Raw genomic sequence first — 21,734 nt, 5'->3', positions numbered from 1 at the left:
ACCAGAGAAAACGGCACTCACGGCCGCTGCCGGAGGAAGGCCGGGCACGTGCGATCTTGGTCTGCTGGGCGAATGTGATGCCGATAGGCGTCCTGTCGGGTTTCCATGGGATCCGGTAGCGAGGGTGGACAACGCCGCCGGCTGCATGACCAAGGGCGGCCTTCGGCGTCTTGCGCATGTTCAGCACAGCCGAGAACCGACGGTGGAATGTGGCCGGCCCCTCGGTGAGGCCGGCTCTGTGCTCCACGGTGCCCGTACCGATCCGGAACGCGTGCAGCACCTCGGGGGCCTGCCGCTGGGCCGGTTCGTCCAGCAGCCGGTCGCGGTCCTTGATCTTCTTCCGGGCCGCTACCAGGAGGCCAGCGAGCCGTCGGTGTTGCGCCACACGGGGTTGCGCCAGCGGTGTCCGCGTTCGGCGGCGGCGCGGACCGCGTCCTCGTCGATGGTGATGCCGAGGCCGGGTGCGGTGAGGCGGTCGATGTAGCCGTCGCGGAACGTGAAGGGCTCGGTGTCGACGAGGTAGTCCAGCAGTCCGCTGCTGTCGCCGTAGCCGATGCCGAGCGCCTGCTCCTGGATGAGGAAGTTGGGGGTGGCGAAGTCGAGTTGCAGGCTGGCGGCCAGCGCGATCGGGCCGAGCGGGCAGTGCGGCGCGACCAGGACGTCGTAGGTCTCCGCCATCGCGGCGATCCGCCGGGTTTCGGAGATGCCTCCGGCGTGGCTGATGTCCGGCTGTGCCACGGCGATGCCGTCCGCCAGCACGGACCGGAAGTCCCAGCGGGAGTAGAGCCGTTCACCGGTGGCGATGGGGATCGAGGTCGAGCGCACCACGGCACCGAGGTCCCGCGAGAACTCCGGCAGCACCGGTTCCTCGACGAACATCGGCAGCAGGGGCTCCAGCAGCGGCAGGACGCGACGGGACATCGCCCCGCTGAACCGGCCGTGGAAGTCCAGCGCCAGGTCGCGGTCCGGGCCGATCGCCTCGCGTACCGCGGCCACCTGCTCCACGATGGCGTGGATGGCGGCGGGCGTGTCGAGCGGTTCCAGCTGACCGCAGGGGTTCAGCTTGACCGCGGTCAGCCCCTTGGCGACCTGCGCGGCTGCCGACTCGCCGATCTCCTGCGGGGTCTCCCCGCCGACCCAGCCGTAGATGCGTACCCGGTCGCGGACATGGCCGCCGAGCAGCTGGTGCACCGGGACGCCGTGGGTCTTGCCCGCGATGTCCCACAGCGCCTGGTCGATGCCGGCCAGGGCGCTGCTGAGGACCGGGCCGCCGCGGTAGAAGCCGCTCTTGGCGAGCACCTGCCAGTGCTCCTCGATGCGGGCCGGGTCCTGACCCAGGAGGTAGTCGAACATCTCCTCGACGCAGCGGGCGACGGTGTGCGCCTTGCCCTCGACGATGGGCTCGCCCCAGCCGGAGATGCCTTCGTCGGTGTCGACGCGCAGGAAGACCCAGCGTGGCTCGACGAGGAAGAGTTCGTATCCAGTGATCTTCATGGTGTGGACCTCCGGTCCTGGTGCACGGCCCGGAGGCCGATGGTGTTGTTGTCGAGGGGATGTTGAGGTGCGCGGGGGAGCCCCGGGCGGCCTACTCCTGGGAGCTGATGCCGCGGCCGCCGTCCACGAGCAGGTTCTGGCCGGTGATGAAGGAGGCGTCGTCGGAGGCGAAGAAGGCCACCGCGGCCGCGATGTCCTCCGGGGCGCCGAGTCTGCCGACCGGCGTTCGCGCGCGAGTCAGGGCCTTGTACTCCGGGGGCACCCCCGTCCACAGGGCGGTGACGACGGCTCCGGGCAGGACGGCGTTGAACCTGATCTCCCCGCCGTACTCGACGGCGAGCTGGCGCACCAGGGCGCCGATCCCGCCCTTGGCCGCCGCGTACGCGGGGAAGCCGCGGAAACCGAGGGTGGCGTGCACGGACGAGGTGACGACCACCGCTCCCCGGGCGGTTCTGAGCAGCGGCACCGTGGCCCTCACGCCGTAGAACACCGAGTCGAGGGAGAGCCGCAGCTGGTCGTGCCAGGCGGCGTCGTCCAGTTCGTGCGCGGGACCGGGCACGTTCCGGCCGGCGTTGAGGTGCAGTACGTCGAGGCGTCCGGTCCAGGACGCCACCTCTTCGACGGCCGCGGTCCACTCCTCGGGCGAGGTGGCGTCGAGCCGGCGGGCCTGGGCGTGTCCGTTCTCGGCGCGGATCTCCTCGGCCACCCGGTGAGCGCCCTTGACGTCCACGTCGGTGACGAGGACGGACGCTCCCTCCGCGGCCAGGCGGTGGGCGGTGGCCTCGCCGATCCCGGAGGCGGCCGCGGTGAGCAGGGCCGTACGGCCCGCGAAGCGTGTCAGCCCGGCGGCTGTCATGGCGTTCCTCCGGGTCTCGCGGTGGAGCCGCGCAGTACCAGACGCGGCTCGGTGGGTACGACGACGTCTCCCACGGGCGCCCCCTGGATGGCGGCCACCAGGGCGTCGACCGCCGCGGTGCCCAGTTCGTACAGGGGCATCGCCACCGTGGTCAGCGGCGGGGAGAGGTGGGCGGCGACGGGCAGGTCGTCGTTGCCGACGACGGAGATGTCCTCGGGGATGCGCAGGCCGAGCCCGCGGATCGCCGCCATCGCGCCTATCGCCTGCGCCAGCGAGCTGGTGTAGACGGCCGTGACCTGCGAGCGGGTGCTGCCGTCGGGGCGGAGCAGCTCCAGGGCCGCGGACCCGCCGCCGTCCTCGGTGAAGTCCCCGGACGCAACCGGGGCGGCGGTCAGGCCCAGTGCGTCGGCGTGCTTCAGGAACGCGTGCTTGCGGGCATCACTGGGGGTGATGCCGGGTGGGCCCGCGATATGGCCGATGGCCCGGTGCCCGAGACCGTGCAGGTGGTCGAGGGCGGTGACGCTGGAACGGGCCACGTCCATGGTGACGTTCCGGCCGGATCCCTCGACCGACCGGTTGAGGAAGACATGCGGGATCGGGCTGCGGCTCAGGGTGTCCAGCAGCGGGTGACCGGGGCGGGCCGAGGCGATGAGCAGTCCGTCGACCCGGCCTTCCTGTACCAGGTCGTTGAAGGAGTCGTCGGCCTCCTGTCCCTCGAAGTCCTCGGCCAGCAGGGAGAGATAGCCCAGTTCGCGTGCCCGCTGGTAGGCACCGCGGGCAAGGGTGACGTACGTGGGGTTGGCGAGGGCGGGGATCAGCAGGGCGAAGGCGTGCGTGCTGGCGCCCGCCAGAGCACGCGCGCCGGAATGGGGTCGGTAGCCGAGCGCTTCGGCGGCCTCGTGCACGCGGCGCCGGGTCTCCGGTCGGACGGACAGGTCCTGTCGGCCGTTGAGCACCTTGGACACGGTGGCCTTGGAGACCCCGGCCTCTCGGGCGACGTCCACCAGCCTGGCCCGTACTGGCTGCTCCGGCACCTCGCACCCACCCCTTCCGTTACGGGTCACGTGGCCGATCTGTTCCGGTCGGCGGTGACTCGCTTTACACCCTTGACATCTTCTGGCGCCGCAACTTAACGTTCGCCGAAGTTTTAGTCAACCGGTTTCCTTCGGTGGAAAACAGCGCTATACCTACGCAGTACCGAAGAATCGGTTGAACCACCGTAAGCACGACAAGTCGGCGGAAGTCGAGGATGGGTCAGGTGTGCGGTGAAGCGCTCCGGCAGACTCCTCGCGGTTGCCGCCACAGCGGTTCCACGGCCCGAGAACGCAGACGTGTTAGCGGGTTCGTCCTCCGCGGACGGGGCTCCTGGGGCTTGTGCGCCATGAACCCGGTCCCGGCCGCATGACGGGCTTCGGCTCGATGGACGTGTTCCGAGAGATGACCGGGGGCCAGGACGAGGCCCGGTAAGGCCATGAGAACAACCGCTTCACGAGAGCGGTCCGGCACGTTGCCGGAGACACCCTCGGCTACGACGCGTCCGTCCCGGGACAAGCCCAAAGCAGCTGCATCGCTTGTGCGTACCACGAACCCGCCTTGATCCCCACGGCGGTGATTGCGGGTCGGGCCGATCGGCCCCGAACGCCCGCCTACGGCGTGCCCACGTGTCCTGACGGACCGCGGCAGGCACGAACACAACTGCTTCACCTTCCTCCCGGCCGGAGGCTGCCGCCCCGTGCGCTCCTGCCCTGTGCGCTCCTTCCGTTTTCTCGCCGGGTGAATCCCCGTCTTCCCTCGCCACCTCCACCTGCATCGCCTTCTCCATACCGCAAGAAAGGCTGACAAGCATGCCCATTTCCCCCTCGGGTTCCCTCGGACGGCGCCAGTTCCTCGCCGCCTCCGCCGGTGTCGCGCTCGCCGCGACCGCCCTGCCCGGCTGCGCCGCCTCGGTCGACGACGGCGACAGCGGCGGCGGCTCCGCACCTGGCGGCACGACGACGCTCACGGTCATGTGCGCCAAGGACGAGTTCGACAAGAAGGCCGCCGAGCAGGCGCTGGGCATGAAGATCAACGTCATCCTCGACGACGCGACCAAGCTCAACGCGATGCTGGCCGCCAAGACCCCGCCGGACGTGGTGCGCGGCCTGGGCGCGCTGGACACGCCGTTCTTCGCGGCACGCGGGCTGATGACCGACCTGGACCCCTACTTCGCCAAGAGCACGGTGCTCAAGCCCTCCGACCTCGACCCGGTCAACGACGTGTGGCGTTACGACGGCAGCAAGCAGGGCGCCGGCCCCCGCCACGGCATGACGAAGGACTTCTCGCAGGACGGGATGTTCTGGTACCGCACCGACATGTTCGACGCCGCGAACCTGGACCACCCCAGCGGCACCGAGCCGATCTCCCACGACGAGTGGCTGGACCTCGGCGAGCGGCTGGTCAAGCGCAGGCTCGGCAAGGTGAAGGTCTACGGAATGGACCCGGCCGGCATCGGAGTGTTCGTCGCGCTCATGGGCATGACCGCCTCGGCCGGCGGCAGCGTGTTCGCCGAGGACCTGGCCTCCGTCGACTTCTCCTCCCCCGAGGCGCTCAAGGCCCTGAAGTGGTACCTGAAGTACGCGAAGGCCGACATCGGCCCGAACCCCGCCAACCCCAACCCGGACGGCTGGGACGGGCCCACCTACCAGGCCAACCGGCTGGCGATGGCCGGTGACGGCTACTGGTTCGGCGGCCTGATAGGCGGCGACCCCAAGCTCGCCAAGGTCTCACGGTTCGCTCCCGCGCCCCAGCTCGGCAGCAACCGCGTCAGCCCCTGCCACGCGGCCACCGGCTACTGGATCCCCAAGGGGTCCAAGAACAAGGACGCGGCCTGGAAGTTCTTCGAGTGGTTCTTCGCCGGCAAGCCCGCCCAGGAACGGGCGACCAGCGGCTGGGGCATCCCCTCCCTGAAGTCGCTGCGCCCGCAGATGCCGCAGGGCACTCCCTTCCAGAAGCAGGCGTTCGAGGTTCAGCAGCAGGAGCTCGACCACTTCTCCATCCTGACCTTCAGCCCGTACGCCCGGATCAGCGCACTGGAAGGGGTCGTCAGCCAGACGCTTCCGAAGGCGATCAAGTCCGGCACCTCCGCGGGCAAGGTCGCCGACGAGCTGAACAAGCGCATGAACGAGCAGATCACCAACGGCAAGAAGGTCCTCGGGTGAGCGCCCATCAGCTCGCCCGACCCGACGCCGGGTCAGACGTGCCGTCGCCCTCCCGGGCGGCGGCCCCCCGGCCGGGCCGCAGGCCGCGCTCACTTCAGACACGCAGAGCCTGGGCCTTCTACGTCTTCACCGGCCCCTGGGTGCTGGGTTTCCTCACCCTGACGGCCTTCCCGCTCGGGTACGCGCTGTGGCTCAGCTTCACCAACTCCGACGGGCTCTCCGAGAACTCCCACTTCGTCGGCCTGGACAACTACCGGGAGGTCTTCTCCGACCCGGAGACGATGGCCTCCCTGGCCCGTACCGGGCTGTTCACCGCGATCACGGTGCCGCTGACGATCGTGGCGGGACTGTTCCTCGCGGTGCTGGTGAACCAGCCGATACAGGCCCGCGGACTCTTCCGCACGCTGCTGTATCTGCCCGCCGTGGTGCCGCCGGTCGGCGCGGCCCTCACCTTCAAGCTGATCTTCGACCGTGACTCGGGCGCGGCCAACGGTGTCCTGGACCTCCTCAACATCAACGGAGTGTCCTGGCTGGTCGATCCGTACGCCCGCTGGGTGCTGATCTCGCTGACGCTGTGGGGCGTGGGCAACGTCATGATCATCTCGCTGGCGGGGCTGCAGGACATACCCAAGGAGCTGCACGAGGCCGCACGGATCGACGGGGCCAGCTCCTGGCAGTCCTTCACCCGGATCACTCTGCCGCTGCTCTCACCGGTGCTGTTCTTCCAGGTCATCACCGGGATCATCGCGGCGCTGCAGAGTTTCATACCGCTGCTCATCTCGCTCGACCCCACCCTCAAAGGCGTTTCGGCCATCCCGCAGAGCAACTACCTGTTCATGATCCACGTCTTCGCCCAGTACTTCGTCAACGGGCGTTACGGCTACGCCTCCGCGCTGCTGTGGGTGCTGTTCGCGATCATCATCGCCGTCACCGTCCTCGTCTTCAAACTGAGCAAGGGCGCGGTCTTCTACTCCGTGGAACCGGAGCGGGCGAAGAGCAAGCCGCGCACGATCGGAGACTCGCGATGACGTTTCGCCGGCGCAATGCCACCTACATGCTCCTGGTAGGGGTCCTCGTCCTCTTCCTCAGCCCCTTCGGCTGGCTCGTGCTCACCGCGTTCAAGGACCCGTCGGAGCTGCGCGCCCTGCCCATCCACTGGTGGCCGCACGACCCGAACCTGGGCAACTTCCAGCATGCCCTGACCTTCTTCGACTATCTCGGCTACGCCCGCAACTCGCTGACGATCGCGTGCATCTACGCGGTGCTGGTGACGCTTGCCTCGGCCTGGGCCGGATACGGCTTCGCCCGGCTGGAAGCACCGGGAAAGCGGGTGATCTTCGGGGTGTTGCTGTCGACGATGATGCTGCCGCAGATCCTCACCCTCATCCCCACCTATCTGCTCTTCGCCAAGGTCAATCTGCTGAACACCTACGCGCCATGGGTGCTGTGGGGGTTGTGCGGTGCCCCGTATCTGATCTTCCTGTTCCGGCAGTTCTTCACGAACATGCCCAAGGAACTGGAGGAGGCGGCGATCGTCGACGGCTGCGGACAGATCCGTATCTTCCTGCGGATCTTCCTGCCGCAGTCATGGCCGGTCATCGCCACCAGCCTGATCCTCTCCTTCAGCTGGACCTGGGGCGACTTCGTCGCGCCCGCCCTGCTGCTGGACGACGACCGCACCACCCTCGCCGTCAAACTCGCCACCAGCTACGTCAACCAGCAGGGCGGCACGCTCTCCAACCTGGTCGCCGCGGGCGCCGCGATGTACGTCATACCCGTACTCGTGCTCTTCCTGATCGTTCAGCGTGGCTTCGTCTCGGGCATCGCCACCTCTGGACTCAAGTAACCGCCCCACTCCCGTTGTTGAAGGGACCTTCCCCCATGACTCACACCCGGAGGCTCCGGACCGACCCGGCGCACCCCCCGCCGGGCCGAGGACAGACCCGCGGCGGCCGACCGGCCGGTGGCATGTCCCGTCCCGAGCGGGCCCGGCGCACGGTCATGGTGAACGCCCACCCCTTCATCGACCCGCGCACGGCCCGGGCGGCCGGCGCTCCGCACGATGCCCGGTGCCCGGCCACCCTGCCCCGTGTCCTCCCGCTGCCGTCGGCGCCCGCGCGACAGCATGAGGACGCCGGAATCTCCGCCGGGGCGGTCGCATCATGACGGCGCGTCCCGCCCTCACCCCGCAGCTCGGCCGGACCCGGGTCATGGCCATCCTCAGGTCGGCCGACGCCTCGGGCCTGCCCGCCGTGGCCCGGGCACTCGCGGCCGGCGGCATCACCTGCCTGGAGATCACGCTCACCACCTCGGGGGCCCTCGACGCCCTGGCCCGTATCCGCGACGTGCTCGGACCTGACGTGGCGGTCGGTGCCGGCACCGTGATCACCGAGGCACAGGCACGGGACGCACGGGCCGCCGGAGCCGCATTCCTGGTGGCCCCTGTGGTGGACGTCCAGGTCATCCGTACGGCGGCGGACTCCGGTACCCCCTGTTATCCGGGCGCCTGGACACCCACCGAGGTGTCCACCGCCTGGCAGGCGGGCGCCGCCGCCGTCAAGCTCTTCCCGGCGAGCACCGGCGGCCCCGCACACCTGCGCCAACTGCGCGCCCCGCTACCGGACATCCCCCTCATCGCCGTCGGCGGCGTCGACCTCGCGCAGGCACGGGACTACCTCGACGCCGGAGCCCGCGCCGTCGGCATCGGCTCCCCGCTGCTGCGGGGAGCGGACCGGAACCCGACCGCGGAAGCCCTGACGACTCTCACGGAAAGGACGCGCGTGCTGCTGGAAACGGTCGGCGCCGCCGAACGGGCCGAGGAGGCCGGCTCGTGAACAGCCCCGGGAAGGACTCGCCTCCGTACCTGGTGACGGTCGGCGAAATCCTCGGCGTCCTGGCGGCGGCGGAGCCCGGTCCGCTCGGGCTGGGCGCCGCGCTGCGGCTCGGCCTCGCCGGAGCGGAGTCGAACGTCGCCATCGGCGTCAGCCGACTCGGCGGGTCGGCCACCTGGATCGGCCGCGTCGGCGAAGACGGACTCGGCGAGATGATCCTGCGCGAACTGCGGGCCGAAGGTGTCACGACCGTCGCCGTCCGGGACCCGGCGCCCACCGCGCTGTTGATGAAAGAGCGACGGACCTCCACACACAGCCGGGTGCACTACCACCGCACCAACACCGCCGGTTCCCGGCTGTCCCCGCAGGACATACCCGAACACGTCGTGGCCGGCGCGGCGGCCCTGCACATCACCGGGATCACCCCTGCGCTGGGGGAGGGCCCCGCCGCTGCAGTCCGCCGGGCGGTGGACACCGCCATCGACGCCGGCGTACTCGTCTCCATGGACGTCAACTTCCGCTCCCTGTTGTGGGGTGAGGCGGAGGCCAGGCGCACGCTGCTGCCCCTGCTGCGCCGCAGCGACCTGGTGTTCGCGGGACCGCACGAAGCCCGGCTGGTGGTCCCCGGCGCCGACAGCCCCGAGGAACTCGCCGAGGGAATCTGCGACTTGGGACCCGGGGGTGCCGTCATCAAGATGGGCGCCGAAGGGGCTTTCGCGCTGCTCGACGGGAAGCCGTACCGGCAGCCCGCCGTGCCCGTCCGCGTACAGGACTCGGTGGGGGCGGGGGACGCGTTCGCCGCCGGGTACCTGGCCGAACTGCTCGCGGGTGAACCGCCGGAGCGGCGACTGCGGACGGCCGCCCTGGTCGGCGCCTTCGCGGTGAGCACCACCGGCGACTGGGAGGGCCTGCCCCGACGCGCCGAGCTCGCCCTGCTGGACCATCACGACGACATCGTCCGCTGACGCGGTAGGTCGGCAGGCTTTCAACTCCCCCATCGCTCAAGGAACTTCCATGTCAACCAGCTCATCCGCCGAACCGACCCTCGTCGTCACCGGCTCCTACACGCCGGACACCGGTGGCGACGGTGCCGGACTCGTCGCCCTGCGCTTCGATCCGGCGGCCGGTTCCCTGACGCCCGACACCCGGCTCGGACCCATCCCCGTCGGCGGCGCCTCCTTCCTGACCGCGCATCCCTCGCTGGACGTCGTCTACAGCACCGGCGAGACCGAGTCCGGAGCCGTCAGCGCCTTCGCCCGGCACGGTGACGACGCCCTGACGCCGATGGGAGAACCGGTCCCGAGCGGCGGCGCGAACCCGTGCCATCTCACCGTCCACCCCGGCGGAGGCTGGCTGCTGACCGCCCATTACGGCACCGACACCCTGCGCGGAAGCGTGGCCGTGCACCGGCTCGACCCGGACGGGCGCATTCGGGAGCTGACCGACGTCGTGGTCCACGACGGGTCCGGCCCCGTCACCGGACGGCAGGACGGCAGCCACGCCCACCAGGTCCTCGTCGACCCGGCGGGCCGCTTCGTCCTCGTCACCGACCTGGGGGCGGACGCGGTGTTCACCTACCGACTCGACACCGAGACGGGAATCCTGGAGCGGACCGCCACGAACCCGCTCCGCGCGGGATCAGGCCCCCGTCACCTCGCCTTCGCGCCCGGCGGTGAACTGGTGTTCAGCGCGGACGAGCTGTCATCGACCCTCACCTGCCACGGCTACGACACGGAGAAGGGCACCCTGACGGCTCTCTCCAGCGTTCCGGCCACCAGCGCCCGTGACATCGCCAACCAGCCCGGCGGAATCGTCGCCTCGCCCTGCGGACGCTTCGTCTGGCTGACCAACCGCGGCGCGGAGACGGTGGCCGCCTTCCGGATCAGCGGCACCGATCTCCAGCCGATCGGCGAGGTGCCCAGCGGCGGTACCTGGCCCCGAGGGCTGATCCTGACCGACGGTCATCTGCTCGTCGCCAACCAGCACAGCGGCACCCTGGCGGCACTGCGCGTCCTGGACACGGGTGCACTCGACGCGCCCGGCCCGGTGGCACAGCTTCCCTCCGTCGTCTGCGCGCTCGCCCTCTGACCCCGGGGCGCAGCCGCCGCTCCCGGCGGCGGGGACCGCTCAGTCCGGCTCCCCGTCTGTCCCGCGCCCCGTCCACCCCCTCGTCATACGCTCTGAAAGGCAGTCATGTCCCACCCCGACACCACCCCCGCCCGCTTCACCCTCGACTCGGCCTTCGGCGTCGGCCCCGTCGCCCCGCGCCTGTACGGGTCGTTCGTCGAGCACATGGGCCGCTGCGTCTACACCGGCCTCTACGAGCCCGGCCACCCGGCGGCCGACGCCGCCGGCCTGCGCCAGGACGTCCTGGACCTGGTCCGCGAGCTGGGCATCACCACCGTGCGCTACCCGGGCGGCAACTTCGTGTCCGGCTACCGCTGGGAGGACAGCGTCGGACCGCGCGAGGAGCGGCCGGTCCGGCTGGACCTGGCCTGGCGGTCCACCGAGACCAACGAGTTCGGCCTCGGCGAGTTCATGGACTTCTGCGCCAAGACCGACGTGGAACCCATGATGGCCGTCAACCTCGGCACCCGCGGGGTGCCGGAGGCACTGCAGCTGCTGGAGTACAGCAACCACCCGGGCGGAACCGAGCTGTCCGACCGCCGTATCGCCCACGGCGACAAGGAGCCGTACGGCATCAAGATGTGGTGCCTGGGCAACGAGATGGACGGCCCCTGGCAGATCGGTCACAAGACGGCCGAGGAGTACGGGCGGCTCGCCGCCGAGACCGCCCGCGCCATGCGGATGATCGATCCCGGCCTGGAGCTGGTCGCCTGCGGCAGTTCGGGCTCGGGCATAGAGACCTTCGCCGCCTGGGAGGCGACCGTCCTGGAGGCCGCCTACGACCAGGTCGACTACGTCTCGCTGCACGCCTACTACGAGGAGATCGACGGTGACCGCGACTCCTTCCTGGCCTGTGCCGTCGACATGGAGCACTTCATCGAGTCGGTCGTCGCCACCTGCGACCACGTCCGCGCACGGCTGAAGGCGACGAAGCGGATCAACCTCTCCTTCGACGAGTGGAACGTCTGGTACATCCGCCGCAGCGAGGCCGCCACCCCGCCGGACTGGGACAAGGCTCCCCGGCTGCTGGAGGACAACTACTCGGTCACCGACGCCGTGGTCTTCGGCTCGATGCTCATCGCCCTGCTGCGGCACGCCGACCGGGTCACCTCCGCCTCGCTCGCCCAGCTCGTCAACGTCATCGCGCCGATCATGACCGAGCCGGGCGGCCCCGCCTGGCGCCAGACCACGTTCTTCCCCTTCGCCCAGGCCTCCCGGTACGGCCGCGGCCGGGTCCTGCGCGTCGAGGTGGACAGCCCCACGTACACGACCGCCAAGTTCGGCGAGGTGCCGCTGCTGCACGCCACCGCCGTGAGGGACGACGAGACCGGCGACGTCACCGTCTTCGCCGTCAACCGCAGCCAGACCGACGCCCTGCCGCTGGAGATCGACCTGCGCGGCATCGACGCCCACACGCTGGCGGAGCACTTGGTCCTGAGTGACGGCGACCCGGAGGCCACCAACACCGCGGACCAGCCCGACCGCGTCACCCCGCACGCCGCGACCGGCACGAGCCTCACCGGCGGAGTCCTGCGCGCAGAACTGGAACCCATGTCCTGGAACATGATCCGTCTGGTGCGTGCCTGACCGCTCGTGGGCAGGGCCTCCCCGCAGGGAACACGATCACGGCCCGGCTCGGAGCGCCCCGGGAAGACCACCGAGGTGGTGGCAATGCCCGGGTGCGCCCCTTGCCGTTGGCGGAGGCAACGGCGACCGGGCTCGGCCGCACCTGGTCCGGCAACCGTACTGGGTCGTCCTCCGTGATCGTGCCCCCGACCGAGCCACGGCCGGCCGGCGCCATGACATCACCGGTGAACGCGTAGTCGGCCTGGGTGATCATGATGCGGGGCCGGTGACCTCGCCGAGGACCACTCCGGCCTCGGTCTGCGCGGCGGCCGGTCCCGGCACTCCTGGGACAGGCCCGGCCGTGCTGCGGGCAGGGCGGGCACTGGTACGGCGCGGGTGGACGGCGGAGTTCGGGGGCGCGAGTCGGTGGGCCGGAGCCGACCATGGCGGCGTCCACGGCGGACCGGGGCGTGGCGGCTGTCCCTGATGGCCCGGCGCGCCGACGGCGAGACGCTCTTCGACTGTCCGATGGACTGCCCCGCCGGACAACCGGCCCGCCGTACGGTCAGCCGCCTGTCGACTCCCGTACCACCAGGGAGAACTGGCTGACGAATTCCTCCCGGTCCGCGGGGGGCTCAATCTGTTCGATCCGTCGGGCGAGGAGGGCGACCGCCCGTTCGGCCATCGTGCCGTGATCCGGATCGACGGTGGACAGTGAGGGGACGAGGAACTCGCTCTCCTCGACGTTGTCGAAACCGATCACCTTGACCTGTTCCGGGACCCGCACGCCGACGTCGGCCAGGCCGCGCAGTACACCCGTCGCCACGGTGTCCGTCACGCAGAACACGCCGTCGAAGTCGAGCCCGCTCTCCACCATCTCCCGGGCGCGCCGCGCACCCGCGCGCAGGGTGAGCGTCTCCACGTTCTGCGTCAGACCGGGATCCACGGGCAGACCGGCACCCTCCAGTGCCTGCCGGTATCCGGTGTGACGCAGGCTGGACACGTCCACTTCCTCGCCCACCGCCCCGCACACGATCGCGATGCGCCGACAGCCCTGTTCGATCAGGTGGCGAGTGGCCGCTCGCGACGCGTCGACATTGGGCATGGCGATGTGGTCCACGGGACCGCCGAAGATCCGCTCGCCCAGGATGACCACCGGGTAGTCCACCTTGAGCCACTCGACGTCGGCGGGCCCCATGCCCACGGTGCTGAGGAGGAGTCCGTCGTACAGCCGGTTGCGCGACAGGGACAGCGCGTCCAGCTCGTTCTCGCGCAGCGCACCGGTCTGCTCGATGCTCACCCTCAGGCCGTGCCGCTTGGCCGCGGTGATGATGGCGGTGGCCAGCTGGCCGTAGTACGGGCTGTTCACCTCGGGGACGGCGAGACCGATGGTGCCGGTCCGTCCCTTGCGCAGATTGCGGGCGGCCACGTTGACGCGGTAGTCGAGCCGGGCCATGGCTTCGAGGACCTTCTCCCGCGTCGCCCTGCGCACGTTCGGGTGATCGTTGATGACGTTGGAGACGGTCATCGCCGAAACCCCGGCGGCCTTCGCCACGTCCTGGATCGTCGCCACGTTCACCCCCGGTCTGCGGTGGGGTCCGCCACCCGTGACCCATTACACCTCAGCCCTGCCTCCCTCGTGACAGGCAGGGCCCCCGCGCTGCTCAGCCGGTGGTGCCGGGCGGGGTGAGGCGGTAGAGGCCCGCGCCGTGGGCGGGGAGGTCGACGCTCAGGTGGTGGCCGTCGTGCGGGATGTTGGTACGGGTCCACAGTTCCCGGACGTGGTCGGCGGAGCGGGCGCCGACGGATCCGAGCGGGACGGTGACGCGCTCAGGGGTGCCGGACAAGGAGAACACGGCGGCGTAGCGGGTGCGGCCGTCGGTGTCGCCGGCGGTCCACAGGACGAGGTCCCGCTCTCGGAGGACTTCCCGGTTGCCCGTGCTGTGCCACAGGACGGCGAGCGCTTCGTCGTTGGTGAGCAGTGCGATCGTCTCCGGCGGGCTGGTGGGCAGGTCGCCGCCCATCATCAGCGGGGAGCGGGAGATCAGCCACAGCGTCAGCAGGCTGACCTGCTCGGGGTGGGTGAGGGCGCAGAGCCGGTCGTCGCCCCGCTCGGCCCGGATGCCGATGTGGCCGAGGGGCAGCATGTCCGCGTCCGCCCAGCCGCCCGCGGCGGAGCCGCTCATCGGCACTGTCCCCTGCCACGGTGCCCAGCGGGCCATGCGCGCGAACTGGGCCTCGATGTCCTCCCACCGGTCCCACAGGTCGTCGCACACGCGCCACATGGTGGCGTTCTCCCGCAGGTGGTCGAGGTGGGCGAGGGAGACGTCGGTGCCGGGGGAGAGGCTCAGCTCGATGGGCCGGCCGGTGCGGGCGATGGCCCGGGCGTAGGCGGAGATCTCCCGCTCGTGGTAGGGGAAGAGCATGTCGTCGGCCTTGATGAAGTCGACGCCCCACCGGGCGAACTGGGCGACCTGGGAGTCGTAGTACGCCTGCGCGCCCGGGTGGTCGTGGTTCAGGCCGTAGTTGTCGGAGTTCCAGGGGCAGACGGAGCTGGTGTCGGCGACCTCGTCGGCGGTGAAGTCCGTACCCATCACGGGCAGGCGGGCCTCGACGGCCCGGCGCGGGATGCCGCGCATGATGTGCAGGCCGAACCGCAGGCCGAGTCGGTGCACGCGCTCGGCCAGCGGCCCGAATCCCGCGCCCTCCGCGGCTGAGGGGAACCGGTTCGGCGCCGGTAGTTGGCGGCCGTGGCCGTCGAGGACCAGCGGGGCGTCCGCGTTGTAGCCGTGGGCGCGGGCCGTGGGCTCGTACCACTGGATGTCCACCACGACGGTGTCCCACCCGTGGGCCAGCATGTGGCCACTCATGAAGACCGCGTTGGCGAGGACCTCGTCCTCGGTGACGGTCGTCCCGAAGCAGTCCCAGCTGTTCCAGCCCATCGGAGGACGCAGACGGCGTTCGGGGATCGGACGGGCGGGTCGTGCCATGGCTGATCGCTTCCTGTTCGGGTGCGCAGGGCGGTGAAGGAGCGGGGCGGGTTGACGCAAAGGGCCTGTTCAGCCGGTCTTCGGCGGAGGCATCCGGGGCGGGGTCGAAGATCACGTCATCGGCTGCGCTGTCTCGGACGGCCGGGACCGTGTCGTCGTCTCCGTCAGACCTCGAGTGGGGCCTGAACGGTGAGGAAGGAGTGCGGCGGCAGCGTCAGGACCAGACCCTGGTCGGTGACCTTCAGCGCACTGAAGGGCTGCGGGGCTACCGCTGCGGACGCGTCCGGGGTGTTGTGGGCCTGGAGCCTGTCGGCCGTCAGCAGCCGGGCGGTCGGTTCCCCGATGGACCCGCCGCGCAGGTCGAGCGTCACCTCGACGGGTTCCTCCGCGTCCAGGTTGGACAACGAGACGAGGACCGTCCCGTCCTTGACGCTGGCCGAGGCGGAGAGGGTGTCCAGTTCGGCGTCCCCGACGCGGCGCCGGGCGTTGTCCGTACGCAGGTGGACGTCGAGCGCGGTGGCGTCCTGGTGGCCCTTGTTCATCTCGAACACGTGATAGGTCGGGGTCAGCACCAGCGCGTCGCCGTCGGTGAGGACCATCGCCTGCAGGACGTTGACGGTCTGGGCGATGTTGGCCATGTACAGGCGCTCGGCGTGCCGGTGGAAGATGTCGAAGTGCGTGCTCGCCACCAGTGCGTCGCGCAGCGTGTTCTGCTGGAACAGGAAGCCGGGGTTGGTGCCCGGTTCGACGTCCCACCAGGTGCCCCACTCGTCGAGGACGAGGCCGACCTTCCGGCCGGGGTCGTAGCAGTCCATGACGGCGGAGTGGCCCGTGAGGATACGGTCGATCTTCTGGGCCGAGACCATCGTGCGGTAGTAGTCGTCGGTGTCGAAGGCGGTGGCGCTGCCCTTCGCCTCCCAGGGACCGGCCATCGTGTAGTAGTGGACGGACAGGCCCTGGAAGAAGTTCTTCGGCGTGGCCTCGCAGCCGAAACAGCTGATCTGCTGCATCAGCGTCTCGGTCCACTTGTAGTCCGCGTCGGACGCGCCCGAGGCGATGCGGTAGAGCTTGTTGTCGCCGTGGTCGCGGCAGTACGTGGCGTACTGCCGGGACAGGTCGGCGGAGTACTCGGCGCGCATGTTGCCGCCGCAGCCCCACGTCTCGTTTCCGATGCCCCAGAACTTCACGCGCCAGGGCTCGTCCCGGCCGTTGGCCTTGCGCAGCCGCACCATGGGGCTGTCGCCGTCCCGGGTGAGGTACTCGACCCACTCGCTCATCTCCTGGACGGTGCCGCTGCCCATGTTGCCGCTGATGTACGGCTCGGCGCCGAGCAGTTCACACAGGGCCATGAACTCGTGGGTGCCGAAGTGGTTGTTCTCCTCGACGTTGCCCCAGTGGGTGTTGACCATCCGGGGCCGCTGGTCCCTGAGACCGATGCCGTCCTTCCAGTGGTACTCGTCGGCGAAACAGCCGCCGGGCCAGCGCAGGTTGGGGATGTTCAGCGCATGCAGGGCCTGCACGACGTCGAGGCGGATACCGCCCTCGTTGGGGATCGACGAGTCCTCTCCCACCCAGAAGCCGCCGTAGATGCAGCGGCCGAGGTGCTCGGCGAAATGACCGTAGAGGTGGCGGCTGATCCTCGGGCCCTCGATGTCGAGGTTGATGACCGCGGTGGCGGTGGCGGTGGCGGTGGTGGCGGTGGGGGAGGCGGAGGCAGTGGGCACGGGCGTACTCCGGTGTGGGATGTTTGTATCGATAAAAAAACTTGCATGGCCTTGCGGCTGTGTCAAGAGCCGGTGCGCTGCCTGTTCGGCATGCGGGCAAGTCCGGGTGACGACGAGCAGGCGGGCAGGGCCTGCGCAACTCCACGGGCGTGACCGCTGGGCTGGGCGCAGGGCGCCCAATCGCGCACGTTGCACCATCTCGGCGTGGCCACCCACGAATGCCACGGGTCGCCTTCGGCACACTGGGCGAATCCCGCGGTGTGCCCCCGGACCGGGCCGCGGAGCTGCTGCGCGTGGCCCAGGGCATGCTGGCCAACGCGTGCGAGCACGCACACGCGTTGGCCACGTGTGGGTCACGCTCGACCGCCGAGACGCCTGCGCGGTCATGTTGGAGGTGTGGGACAACGGCGTGGGTTTCGACGTCGCGTCACTGAATGGGGGCGACGCCGGCGACGGGCGCGGTTACGGACTGATCGCGGGCCGGGAGCGGCTCGCCGCGTGCGGCGGCACGATGACCGTCGACAGCGCGCCCGGACGTGGCACCCGGGTGCTGGCCACTCTGCCCGTGGAAGCCTCCGTCACAGCGAGCACGCGATGAACGAGCCACCCCCCCCGCGACGATCCGGATCCTGATCGTGGACGACCACGCCGTCGTCCGCGCGGGACTGCTCGCCCTCCTCGACGGCGAGCCGGGCTTCGCCGTCGTCGGCGAGACCGGCGACGGGCAGGAGGCTGTGCGCCTCGCCGGGCGGCTCCGGCCCGACGTGGTGCTGATGGACCTCCGACTGACCGACGGGGCAGGGACAGGCGAAGGGGAGGACGGCATCGAGGCGACCCGGCGGATCATCGCAGCGGTCCCCGGCGTACGGGTCGTCGTGCTCACGAGCTACCGGGCCCAGGGCGACGTCGTGCGGGCGATGGAGGCCGGTGCCTGCGGCTACATCCTCAAGGCGGGCCCGCCCGAGGAACTGTTCCGGGCCGTGCGTGCCGCGGCCACCGGAGGCACGTTCTCGCCCCTGAGGCTGCCGAGCGGTTGGTCGGACACGTCTGCGAGCCGGAGGCGGCGGTGAGTGAGCGGGAGACCGAGGTCATACGACTGCTCGCCCAAGGACACAGCAACCGGAAAGTCGCCGCCGCGCTGTCCCTCAGCGAGGCGACGATCAAGACCCGCCTCGTACGCATCCACCGGAAGCTCGGAACCGAGAACAGGGCGAGTACGGTCTCCGAAGCCGCCCGCCGCGGGCTGATCGAACTCTGACTCCCTGACGCTTCGGTGTCTCCACGGTGTGCCGCTCACCGCAACCACTCCGAAGGCCCCTGCGCCCTTCATACGGGCCGCGAGACTTGCTCCCCACGGGTTCGCATCCATGGCGGGCGGAACACCGCGGGAGGGGAGTACAGAAGCGGCGGCCGCACCCGGAGCGGAACCTCCTGACATCTCCGGCCGTCCCCGACGGCGAGCGTGTGTGCCAGAGTGTGGGTGCCGTCCCTGGCCGCCCAGGACGACGCATCCTCGTTCTCGTGAACGGCCTGGGCTACAGCCGAGGGCGGGGGAAGGGATCAGCTGTAGAAGTTCTTCGACCAGCGGTGCCTGGCCAGCAGCGTGAGCTCCCCGGCGGTCAGCGGCGGTGCGTCGGCGATCACCGCGTTGCGTTCCACGTTCCGCAGTGAGCGCATCCCGACGATGACGGTGGAGACCGCCTGCCCGGCGAGGGCGAAGCGCAGGGCGGTGGACGGGAGTTCCTCGACATCGATCCCCAGGTCGGCGAGGATCGCGTCCACGCGCTTCTCGACCTGGTCGGGCCGGTCGTCCCTGAAGTACCAGTTGCGCCAGTCGCCCTCCGGGAAGGTGACGCCCCTCCGGATCGAGCCGGTGAGGGAGCCTTCGTCGAGTGCGACCCGGACGATCACACCGACGCCGTGCTCCGCGCAGGCCGGCAGCAGGGCGTCGGACGGGGCCTGTTCGAAGACGTTGTAGATGACCTGGACCGTGTCCAGGACGCCGGTCCGCAGCACTGCGAGCACGTTCTCGGGCTGATGGTCCTTGACGGAGATCCCGAAGGACCTGATCTTGCCCTCCTGCTTGAGGGCGTCCACCGTCTCCAGCCAGTCGCCGCGGCCGGTCCACTCGTCTTCCCAGGTGTGCAGTTGGAGGAGGTCGACGTGGTCGCGGCCCAGTTCGCGCAGGCTGGTCTCCAGGCTCTCGCGCAGGTGCGAGCCGGGGAACGCCTCGTCGGGGTGGAGCCCGCTGGGCGACAGGGAGACGTGCACCTTCGGCCCGACCTTCGTCGCCACGTGCACGCCGTCACCCCCGCCGGGGAGCTCCTTGAGCGCACGGCCGACGATGCTCTCACTGCGGTCATAAGCTCTGGCGGTGTCGATGAAGGTGACGCCCAGGTCGATGGCGCGGCGCAGGGCACGCACGCCGGAGTCGTCGTCGGCACCGACCCAGGCCCCCTGGCCCAGCCCCCAGGCCCCGTAGCCGATCTCTGACACGGTGAGCCCAGTGCGGCCGAGTTCCCGAAAACGCATGTGATGTCCGACCCCTCTTAGAACCGTGCCAGGTCCGGTTTCCGTGGGCTTTGAGGCACCACGACTTGCCTGGTCAACGGTACAGACGGCGGGTGACCGGCCACCACCTCGCACGGGCACTGAAACTTTCGAACCCCACGCAGGACCTCCGCACCGACGTACACCTCACAACAGGCCGTGAGTGCGGGCGTTGGCGATCAGTTGGGCCCGGTTGCGGGCGGCGAGCTCGTGCATCATCTCTCGCAGACAGGAATGCACGGTGTTGACCGAGAGATTGAGCTCGTCGCCGTCTCTCGGGCGTGAGGCCCTCGGTTTCCGACTTCACCTTCAGTCACGGTCTCCACGCTACCGAGTGTGTGACGGATGTCCGAACCTTGGAAGCGGGAACTGGTCGGAAGGGTGCCGTTGCAGGAGCGTACGGCGGAAGTTTCAGCGGCGGCCGAGCAACTCGGGGCGGAGGCGGCTCGATGTGGTTCGCTTCATCCGGCACGGACTGCGCACCGCCCACCCGGTCCTGGACCCCCGGTGCCCCGCCTGTGTCCCGTGCACTCCGACACGATTCGGCATGTTCGCGCCCGTGGTGTCGCCGCCCAGCGGGATGTGAGCCGTCGATTGCGTCGACAGCCGGCGCTGAAGGTGCCGAGGTCTCTCGGAGCCGTCAGCGGGCTCGCAGCATGTCGAGAGCCGTGAGGGCCACATGCAGTTCGGTGCGCTGTTCGCCGGATTCGAGGTCACAGTCCAGCAGGCGCTCGATCGTGCGCAGGCGTTGGTAGAACGTCTCACGGGACAGGCCGCCGCGGCGGGCGGCGCTGGTCTTGTTGCCGGCGGCGTCGAGGTAGTGGCGCAGGGTCGTCAACAGGTCGGTGCCCTGTCGGGTGTCGTGGTCAAGAAGCCGGCCGAGTCGGTGTTCGGCGTAGTCCTGGATCCGGGTGTCCGCGCGGAGCGCGTACAGCAGGCGGCGCAGGTCGACGTCGGCGAGCTCGTGGAAGGAGCGGCCCTGGGGGAGAGGCTGGCCGGGCGGGGTGGCCTCGGCCACACGGGTTGCCTGGTGGAAGGAACGGGGGGCGGCAGTGAGGTCGTCGACCTCGGAGCCGACGCTCACCACGGCCTGCGGGGAAAAGTCGAGCGCGGCGCGGCTCAGCCGTTCGACCGCGGGCTGCCAGGGATGCGTCGGGCTCAGCGCGAGCAGTACCCCCAGGCGGCCGGGGGTGAGTTCGCCGATGAGTGCCGGGATTCCCGTCGTGTGGAGGACCTGGGACAGGCGGGTCTCCGCGTTCGCTGGGGAGTCCTTCGCGGGAAGGTCGACCAGGACGGTGAGGAAGCGGCTGTTCACGGTGGGCAGGCCCAGTGCGGCCAGGCGGGCATGGGCGTCTTCGCGGGAGCGGTGGCGCTGCTCGACGAGATCGCGCAGGGCGTTGCGGTGCGCGGTGCGTTCCCAGGGGACGGGGTGGATGAGGCGGGCGACGGTCAGGGCCATCGCCGTTCTCTCCAGGACCGTCACGTGCTCCGGATCGAAGGCCCGCTCGGAGGACGTGTCCGTGGTGGGGGCGGGCAGCATGGCCACGCGGCCCCAGCGTTCGCCCTGGTATTCGACCGGTGCGGTGAGCCAGCCTTCCGGGCCGAGTCGACTCCTGCGGTGGCCGGGCGGAGTGGCCCTGGAGCGCTCTTCCCAGCCGGTGAGTGCCTCCTCCAGGGTGGTGCCGGAGGGTTCGCAGATCAGTGCCTGATGGACGAGGTTCTCCAGGACGACCGTGTGGCCGCTCATCTCGGCCGCCGCGCGCATGACGTCCTCCGGCCCGGCGCCGCGCAGCGTCAGGGTGGTGAACGCCTCGTGGACGCGCTGGGTGCGGCGCATCGCCTCGGCCTGGTTGCCGAGGATGAGGGCGTGCACGACCTGGGTGACCTCCAGGAAGTTGACGTCCTTGGCCAGGGTGATCAGGGGCAGACCGCGGGCGCGACAGGCGTGGACGAGGGCGTCGGGCGGGCGGTGGTAACGCCGTACGAGTTCGATGACCAGGGCCGCCGCGTCCACGTCGGCGAGTTCGTCGACGTAGCGGCGCACCCCCGCGGCGTCGTCGGGCAGCGGCATGCCGGTGGTCAGGACGAGTTCGCCGCCCTTGAGAAAGGAGGCGGGGTCGGTCAGCTCGGTGATGTGGACCCAGCGCACAGGACGGTCGAGGAGGGGCACGCCGGTGACGACCTGGGGCTGTCCGGAGGCCAGGACGGGCAGCGCCAGAACGTCCGCGACGGTGAGGACACGGCCGGGCGGACCGCCGGCCCGGTCGCCCGTGTCCGGCGGCCGGGCCGTCGAGGGATTGTCGTTCACGGTGTCTCCCTGAGTGCCCGGCCACTGTGACAAGCATCGCTGACCTGCGCAAGAGATGTTCCGCTTCGGTCGGACGGGGCTACGAGCCGCC

General features: G+C 70.2%; 17 protein-coding genes and 1 pseudogene. 10 read left to right on the top strand and 8 right to left on the bottom strand.

Annotated elements, in window-relative coordinates:
• Positions 1-348: 348 nt before the first annotated feature.
• The 3 genes from dgoD to AC5P09_RS10630 all read right to left on the bottom strand — a co-directional run bounded on the left by dgoD (position 349) and on the right by AC5P09_RS10630 (position 3,384).
• Entirely contained in the window at positions 349-1,494 is a 1,146-nt protein-coding gene (gene dgoD / locus AC5P09_RS10640; protein ID WP_493873613.1) for a galactonate dehydratase, read from the bottom strand.
• Positions 1,495-1,585: 91 nt separating this feature from the next.
• A complete protein-coding gene (locus AC5P09_RS10635; protein WP_493873612.1) occupies positions 1,586-2,350 on the bottom strand; it encodes an SDR family NAD(P)-dependent oxidoreductase in 765 nt (254 codons plus the stop codon).
• On the bottom strand, positions 2,347-3,384 hold the full coding sequence (locus AC5P09_RS10630) for a LacI family DNA-binding transcriptional regulator (protein WP_493873611.1): 1,038 nt from the start codon (positions 3,382-3,384) through the stop codon (positions 2,347-2,349). The genes AC5P09_RS10635 and AC5P09_RS10630 overlap by 4 nt, the downstream gene beginning before the upstream one ends.
• Before the next feature lie 810 nt (positions 3,385-4,194).
• Between AC5P09_RS10630 and AC5P09_RS10625 the strand changes: the two genes are divergently transcribed.
• From AC5P09_RS10625 to arfA, 8 genes are all read left to right on the top strand, one after another.
• Positions 4,195-5,547 (top strand): extracellular solute-binding protein, encoded by a 1,353-nt coding sequence (locus tag AC5P09_RS10625; RefSeq protein WP_493873610.1) that lies wholly within the window; start codon positions 4,195-4,197, stop codon positions 5,545-5,547.
• The gene (locus AC5P09_RS10620) at positions 5,544-6,575 is read left to right on the top strand and encodes a carbohydrate ABC transporter permease (protein WP_493873609.1); all 1,032 of its coding nucleotides are present in this window, start codon (positions 5,544-5,546) and stop codon (positions 6,573-6,575) included. Before AC5P09_RS10625 ends, AC5P09_RS10620 begins: the two co-directional genes overlap by 4 nt.
• Positions 6,572-7,393, top strand: a complete 822-nt coding sequence (locus AC5P09_RS10615; protein WP_493873608.1) for a carbohydrate ABC transporter permease — start codon at positions 6,572-6,574, stop codon at positions 7,391-7,393. The genes AC5P09_RS10620 and AC5P09_RS10615 overlap by 4 nt, the downstream gene beginning before the upstream one ends.
• A gap of 122 nt (positions 7,394-7,515) precedes the next feature.
• Positions 7,516-7,713 carry a hypothetical protein gene (locus AC5P09_RS10610; protein WP_493873607.1) on the top strand — a complete coding sequence of 66 codons (198 nt, stop codon included), beginning with the start codon at positions 7,516-7,518 and terminating at the stop codon, positions 7,711-7,713.
• Positions 7,710-8,381 carry a bifunctional 4-hydroxy-2-oxoglutarate aldolase/2-dehydro-3-deoxy-phosphogluconate aldolase gene (locus AC5P09_RS10605; protein ID WP_493873606.1) on the top strand — a complete coding sequence of 224 codons (672 nt, stop codon included), beginning with the start codon at positions 7,710-7,712 and terminating at the stop codon, positions 8,379-8,381. The genes AC5P09_RS10610 and AC5P09_RS10605 overlap by 4 nt, the downstream gene beginning before the upstream one ends.
• Positions 8,378-9,343, top strand: coding sequence for a sugar kinase (locus AC5P09_RS10600; protein ID WP_493873605.1), 966 nt, complete (start codon positions 8,378-8,380; stop codon positions 9,341-9,343). The genes AC5P09_RS10605 and AC5P09_RS10600 overlap by 4 nt, the downstream gene beginning before the upstream one ends.
• 49 nt (positions 9,344-9,392) lie before the next feature.
• A complete protein-coding gene (locus tag AC5P09_RS10595; RefSeq protein WP_493873604.1) occupies positions 9,393-10,466 on the top strand; it encodes a lactonase family protein in 1,074 nt (357 codons plus the stop codon).
• Positions 10,467-10,571: 105 nt separating this feature from the next.
• The gene (gene arfA, locus AC5P09_RS10590) at positions 10,572-12,092 is read left to right on the top strand and encodes an arabinosylfuranosidase ArfA (protein WP_493873603.1); all 1,521 of its coding nucleotides are present in this window, start codon (positions 10,572-10,574) and stop codon (positions 12,090-12,092) included.
• Between the two features lie 544 nt (positions 12,093-12,636).
• Here the strand turns inward: arfA and AC5P09_RS10585 are convergent.
• The 3 genes from AC5P09_RS10585 to AC5P09_RS10575 form a co-directional block, all read right to left on the bottom strand.
• Positions 12,637-13,644, bottom strand: a complete 1,008-nt coding sequence (locus AC5P09_RS10585) for a LacI family DNA-binding transcriptional regulator (protein WP_493873602.1) — start codon at positions 13,642-13,644, stop codon at positions 12,637-12,639.
• Between the two features lie 91 nt (positions 13,645-13,735).
• Complete coding sequence (locus AC5P09_RS10580) at positions 13,736-15,061, bottom strand: glycoside hydrolase family 27 protein (protein ID WP_493873601.1); 1,326 nt, start codon at positions 15,059-15,061, stop codon at positions 13,736-13,738.
• A gap of 164 nt (positions 15,062-15,225) precedes the next feature.
• Complete coding sequence (locus tag AC5P09_RS10575; protein WP_493873600.1) at positions 15,226-16,785, bottom strand: alpha-N-arabinofuranosidase; 1,560 nt, start codon at positions 16,783-16,785, stop codon at positions 15,226-15,228.
• A 319-nt stretch (positions 16,786-17,104) separates the two neighbouring features.
• On the opposite strand from AC5P09_RS10575, the gene AC5P09_RS10570 reads away from it, so the two are divergent.
• On the top strand, positions 17,105-17,383 hold the full coding sequence (locus tag AC5P09_RS10570; protein ID WP_493873599.1) for an ATP-binding protein: 279 nt from the start codon (positions 17,105-17,107) through the stop codon (positions 17,381-17,383).
• A 22-nt stretch (positions 17,384-17,405) separates the two neighbouring features.
• Positions 17,406-18,043: pseudogene (locus tag AC5P09_RS10565) on the top strand (response regulator).
• A gap of 302 nt (positions 18,044-18,345) precedes the next feature.
• Here the strand turns inward: AC5P09_RS10565 and AC5P09_RS10560 are convergent.
• Both AC5P09_RS10560 and AC5P09_RS10555 read right to left on the bottom strand, forming a co-directional pair.
• Positions 18,346-19,317, bottom strand: coding sequence for an aldo/keto reductase (locus AC5P09_RS10560; RefSeq protein ID WP_493873598.1), 972 nt, complete (start codon positions 19,315-19,317; stop codon positions 18,346-18,348).
• 658 nt (positions 19,318-19,975) lie between these two features.
• Positions 19,976-21,643, bottom strand: a complete 1,668-nt coding sequence (locus AC5P09_RS10555; RefSeq protein ID WP_493873597.1) for a PucR family transcriptional regulator — start codon at positions 21,641-21,643, stop codon at positions 19,976-19,978.
• Positions 21,644-21,734: the final 91 nt, after the last annotated feature.

It is taken from the genome of Streptomyces sp. a15, from assembly GCF_059026085.1.
Note: the sequence above shows the minus strand (reverse complement) of the source record. Positions and strands in the feature narration are given on the sequence as shown.

What these genes read in the sequence shown, in the direction of transcription:
- dgoD (WP_493873613.1), bottom strand. Translation starts at nt 1,494, where the DNA reads ATGAAGATCACTGGATACGAACTCTTCCTCGTCGAGCCACGCTGGGTC.
- AC5P09_RS10635 (WP_493873612.1), bottom strand. Translation starts at nt 2,350, where the DNA reads ATGACAGCCGCCGGGCTGACACGCTTCGCGGGCCGTACGGCCCTGCTC.
- AC5P09_RS10625 (WP_493873610.1), top strand. Translation starts at nt 4,195, where the DNA reads ATGCCCATTTCCCCCTCGGGTTCCCTCGGACGGCGCCAGTTCCTCGCC.
- AC5P09_RS10615 (WP_493873608.1), top strand. Translation starts at nt 6,572, where the DNA reads ATGACGTTTCGCCGGCGCAATGCCACCTACATGCTCCTGGTAGGGGTC.
- AC5P09_RS10610 (WP_493873607.1), top strand. Translation starts at nt 7,516, where the DNA reads ATGTCCCGTCCCGAGCGGGCCCGGCGCACGGTCATGGTGAACGCCCAC.
- AC5P09_RS10605 (WP_493873606.1), top strand. Translation starts at nt 7,710, where the DNA reads ATGACGGCGCGTCCCGCCCTCACCCCGCAGCTCGGCCGGACCCGGGTC.
- AC5P09_RS10595 (WP_493873604.1), top strand. Translation starts at nt 9,393, where the DNA reads ATGTCAACCAGCTCATCCGCCGAACCGACCCTCGTCGTCACCGGCTCC.
- arfA (WP_493873603.1), top strand. Translation starts at nt 10,572, where the DNA reads ATGTCCCACCCCGACACCACCCCCGCCCGCTTCACCCTCGACTCGGCC.
- AC5P09_RS10580 (WP_493873601.1), bottom strand. Translation starts at nt 15,061, where the DNA reads ATGGCACGACCCGCCCGTCCGATCCCCGAACGCCGTCTGCGTCCTCCG.
- AC5P09_RS10560 (WP_493873598.1), bottom strand. Translation starts at nt 19,317, where the DNA reads ATGCGTTTTCGGGAACTCGGCCGCACTGGGCTCACCGTGTCAGAGATC.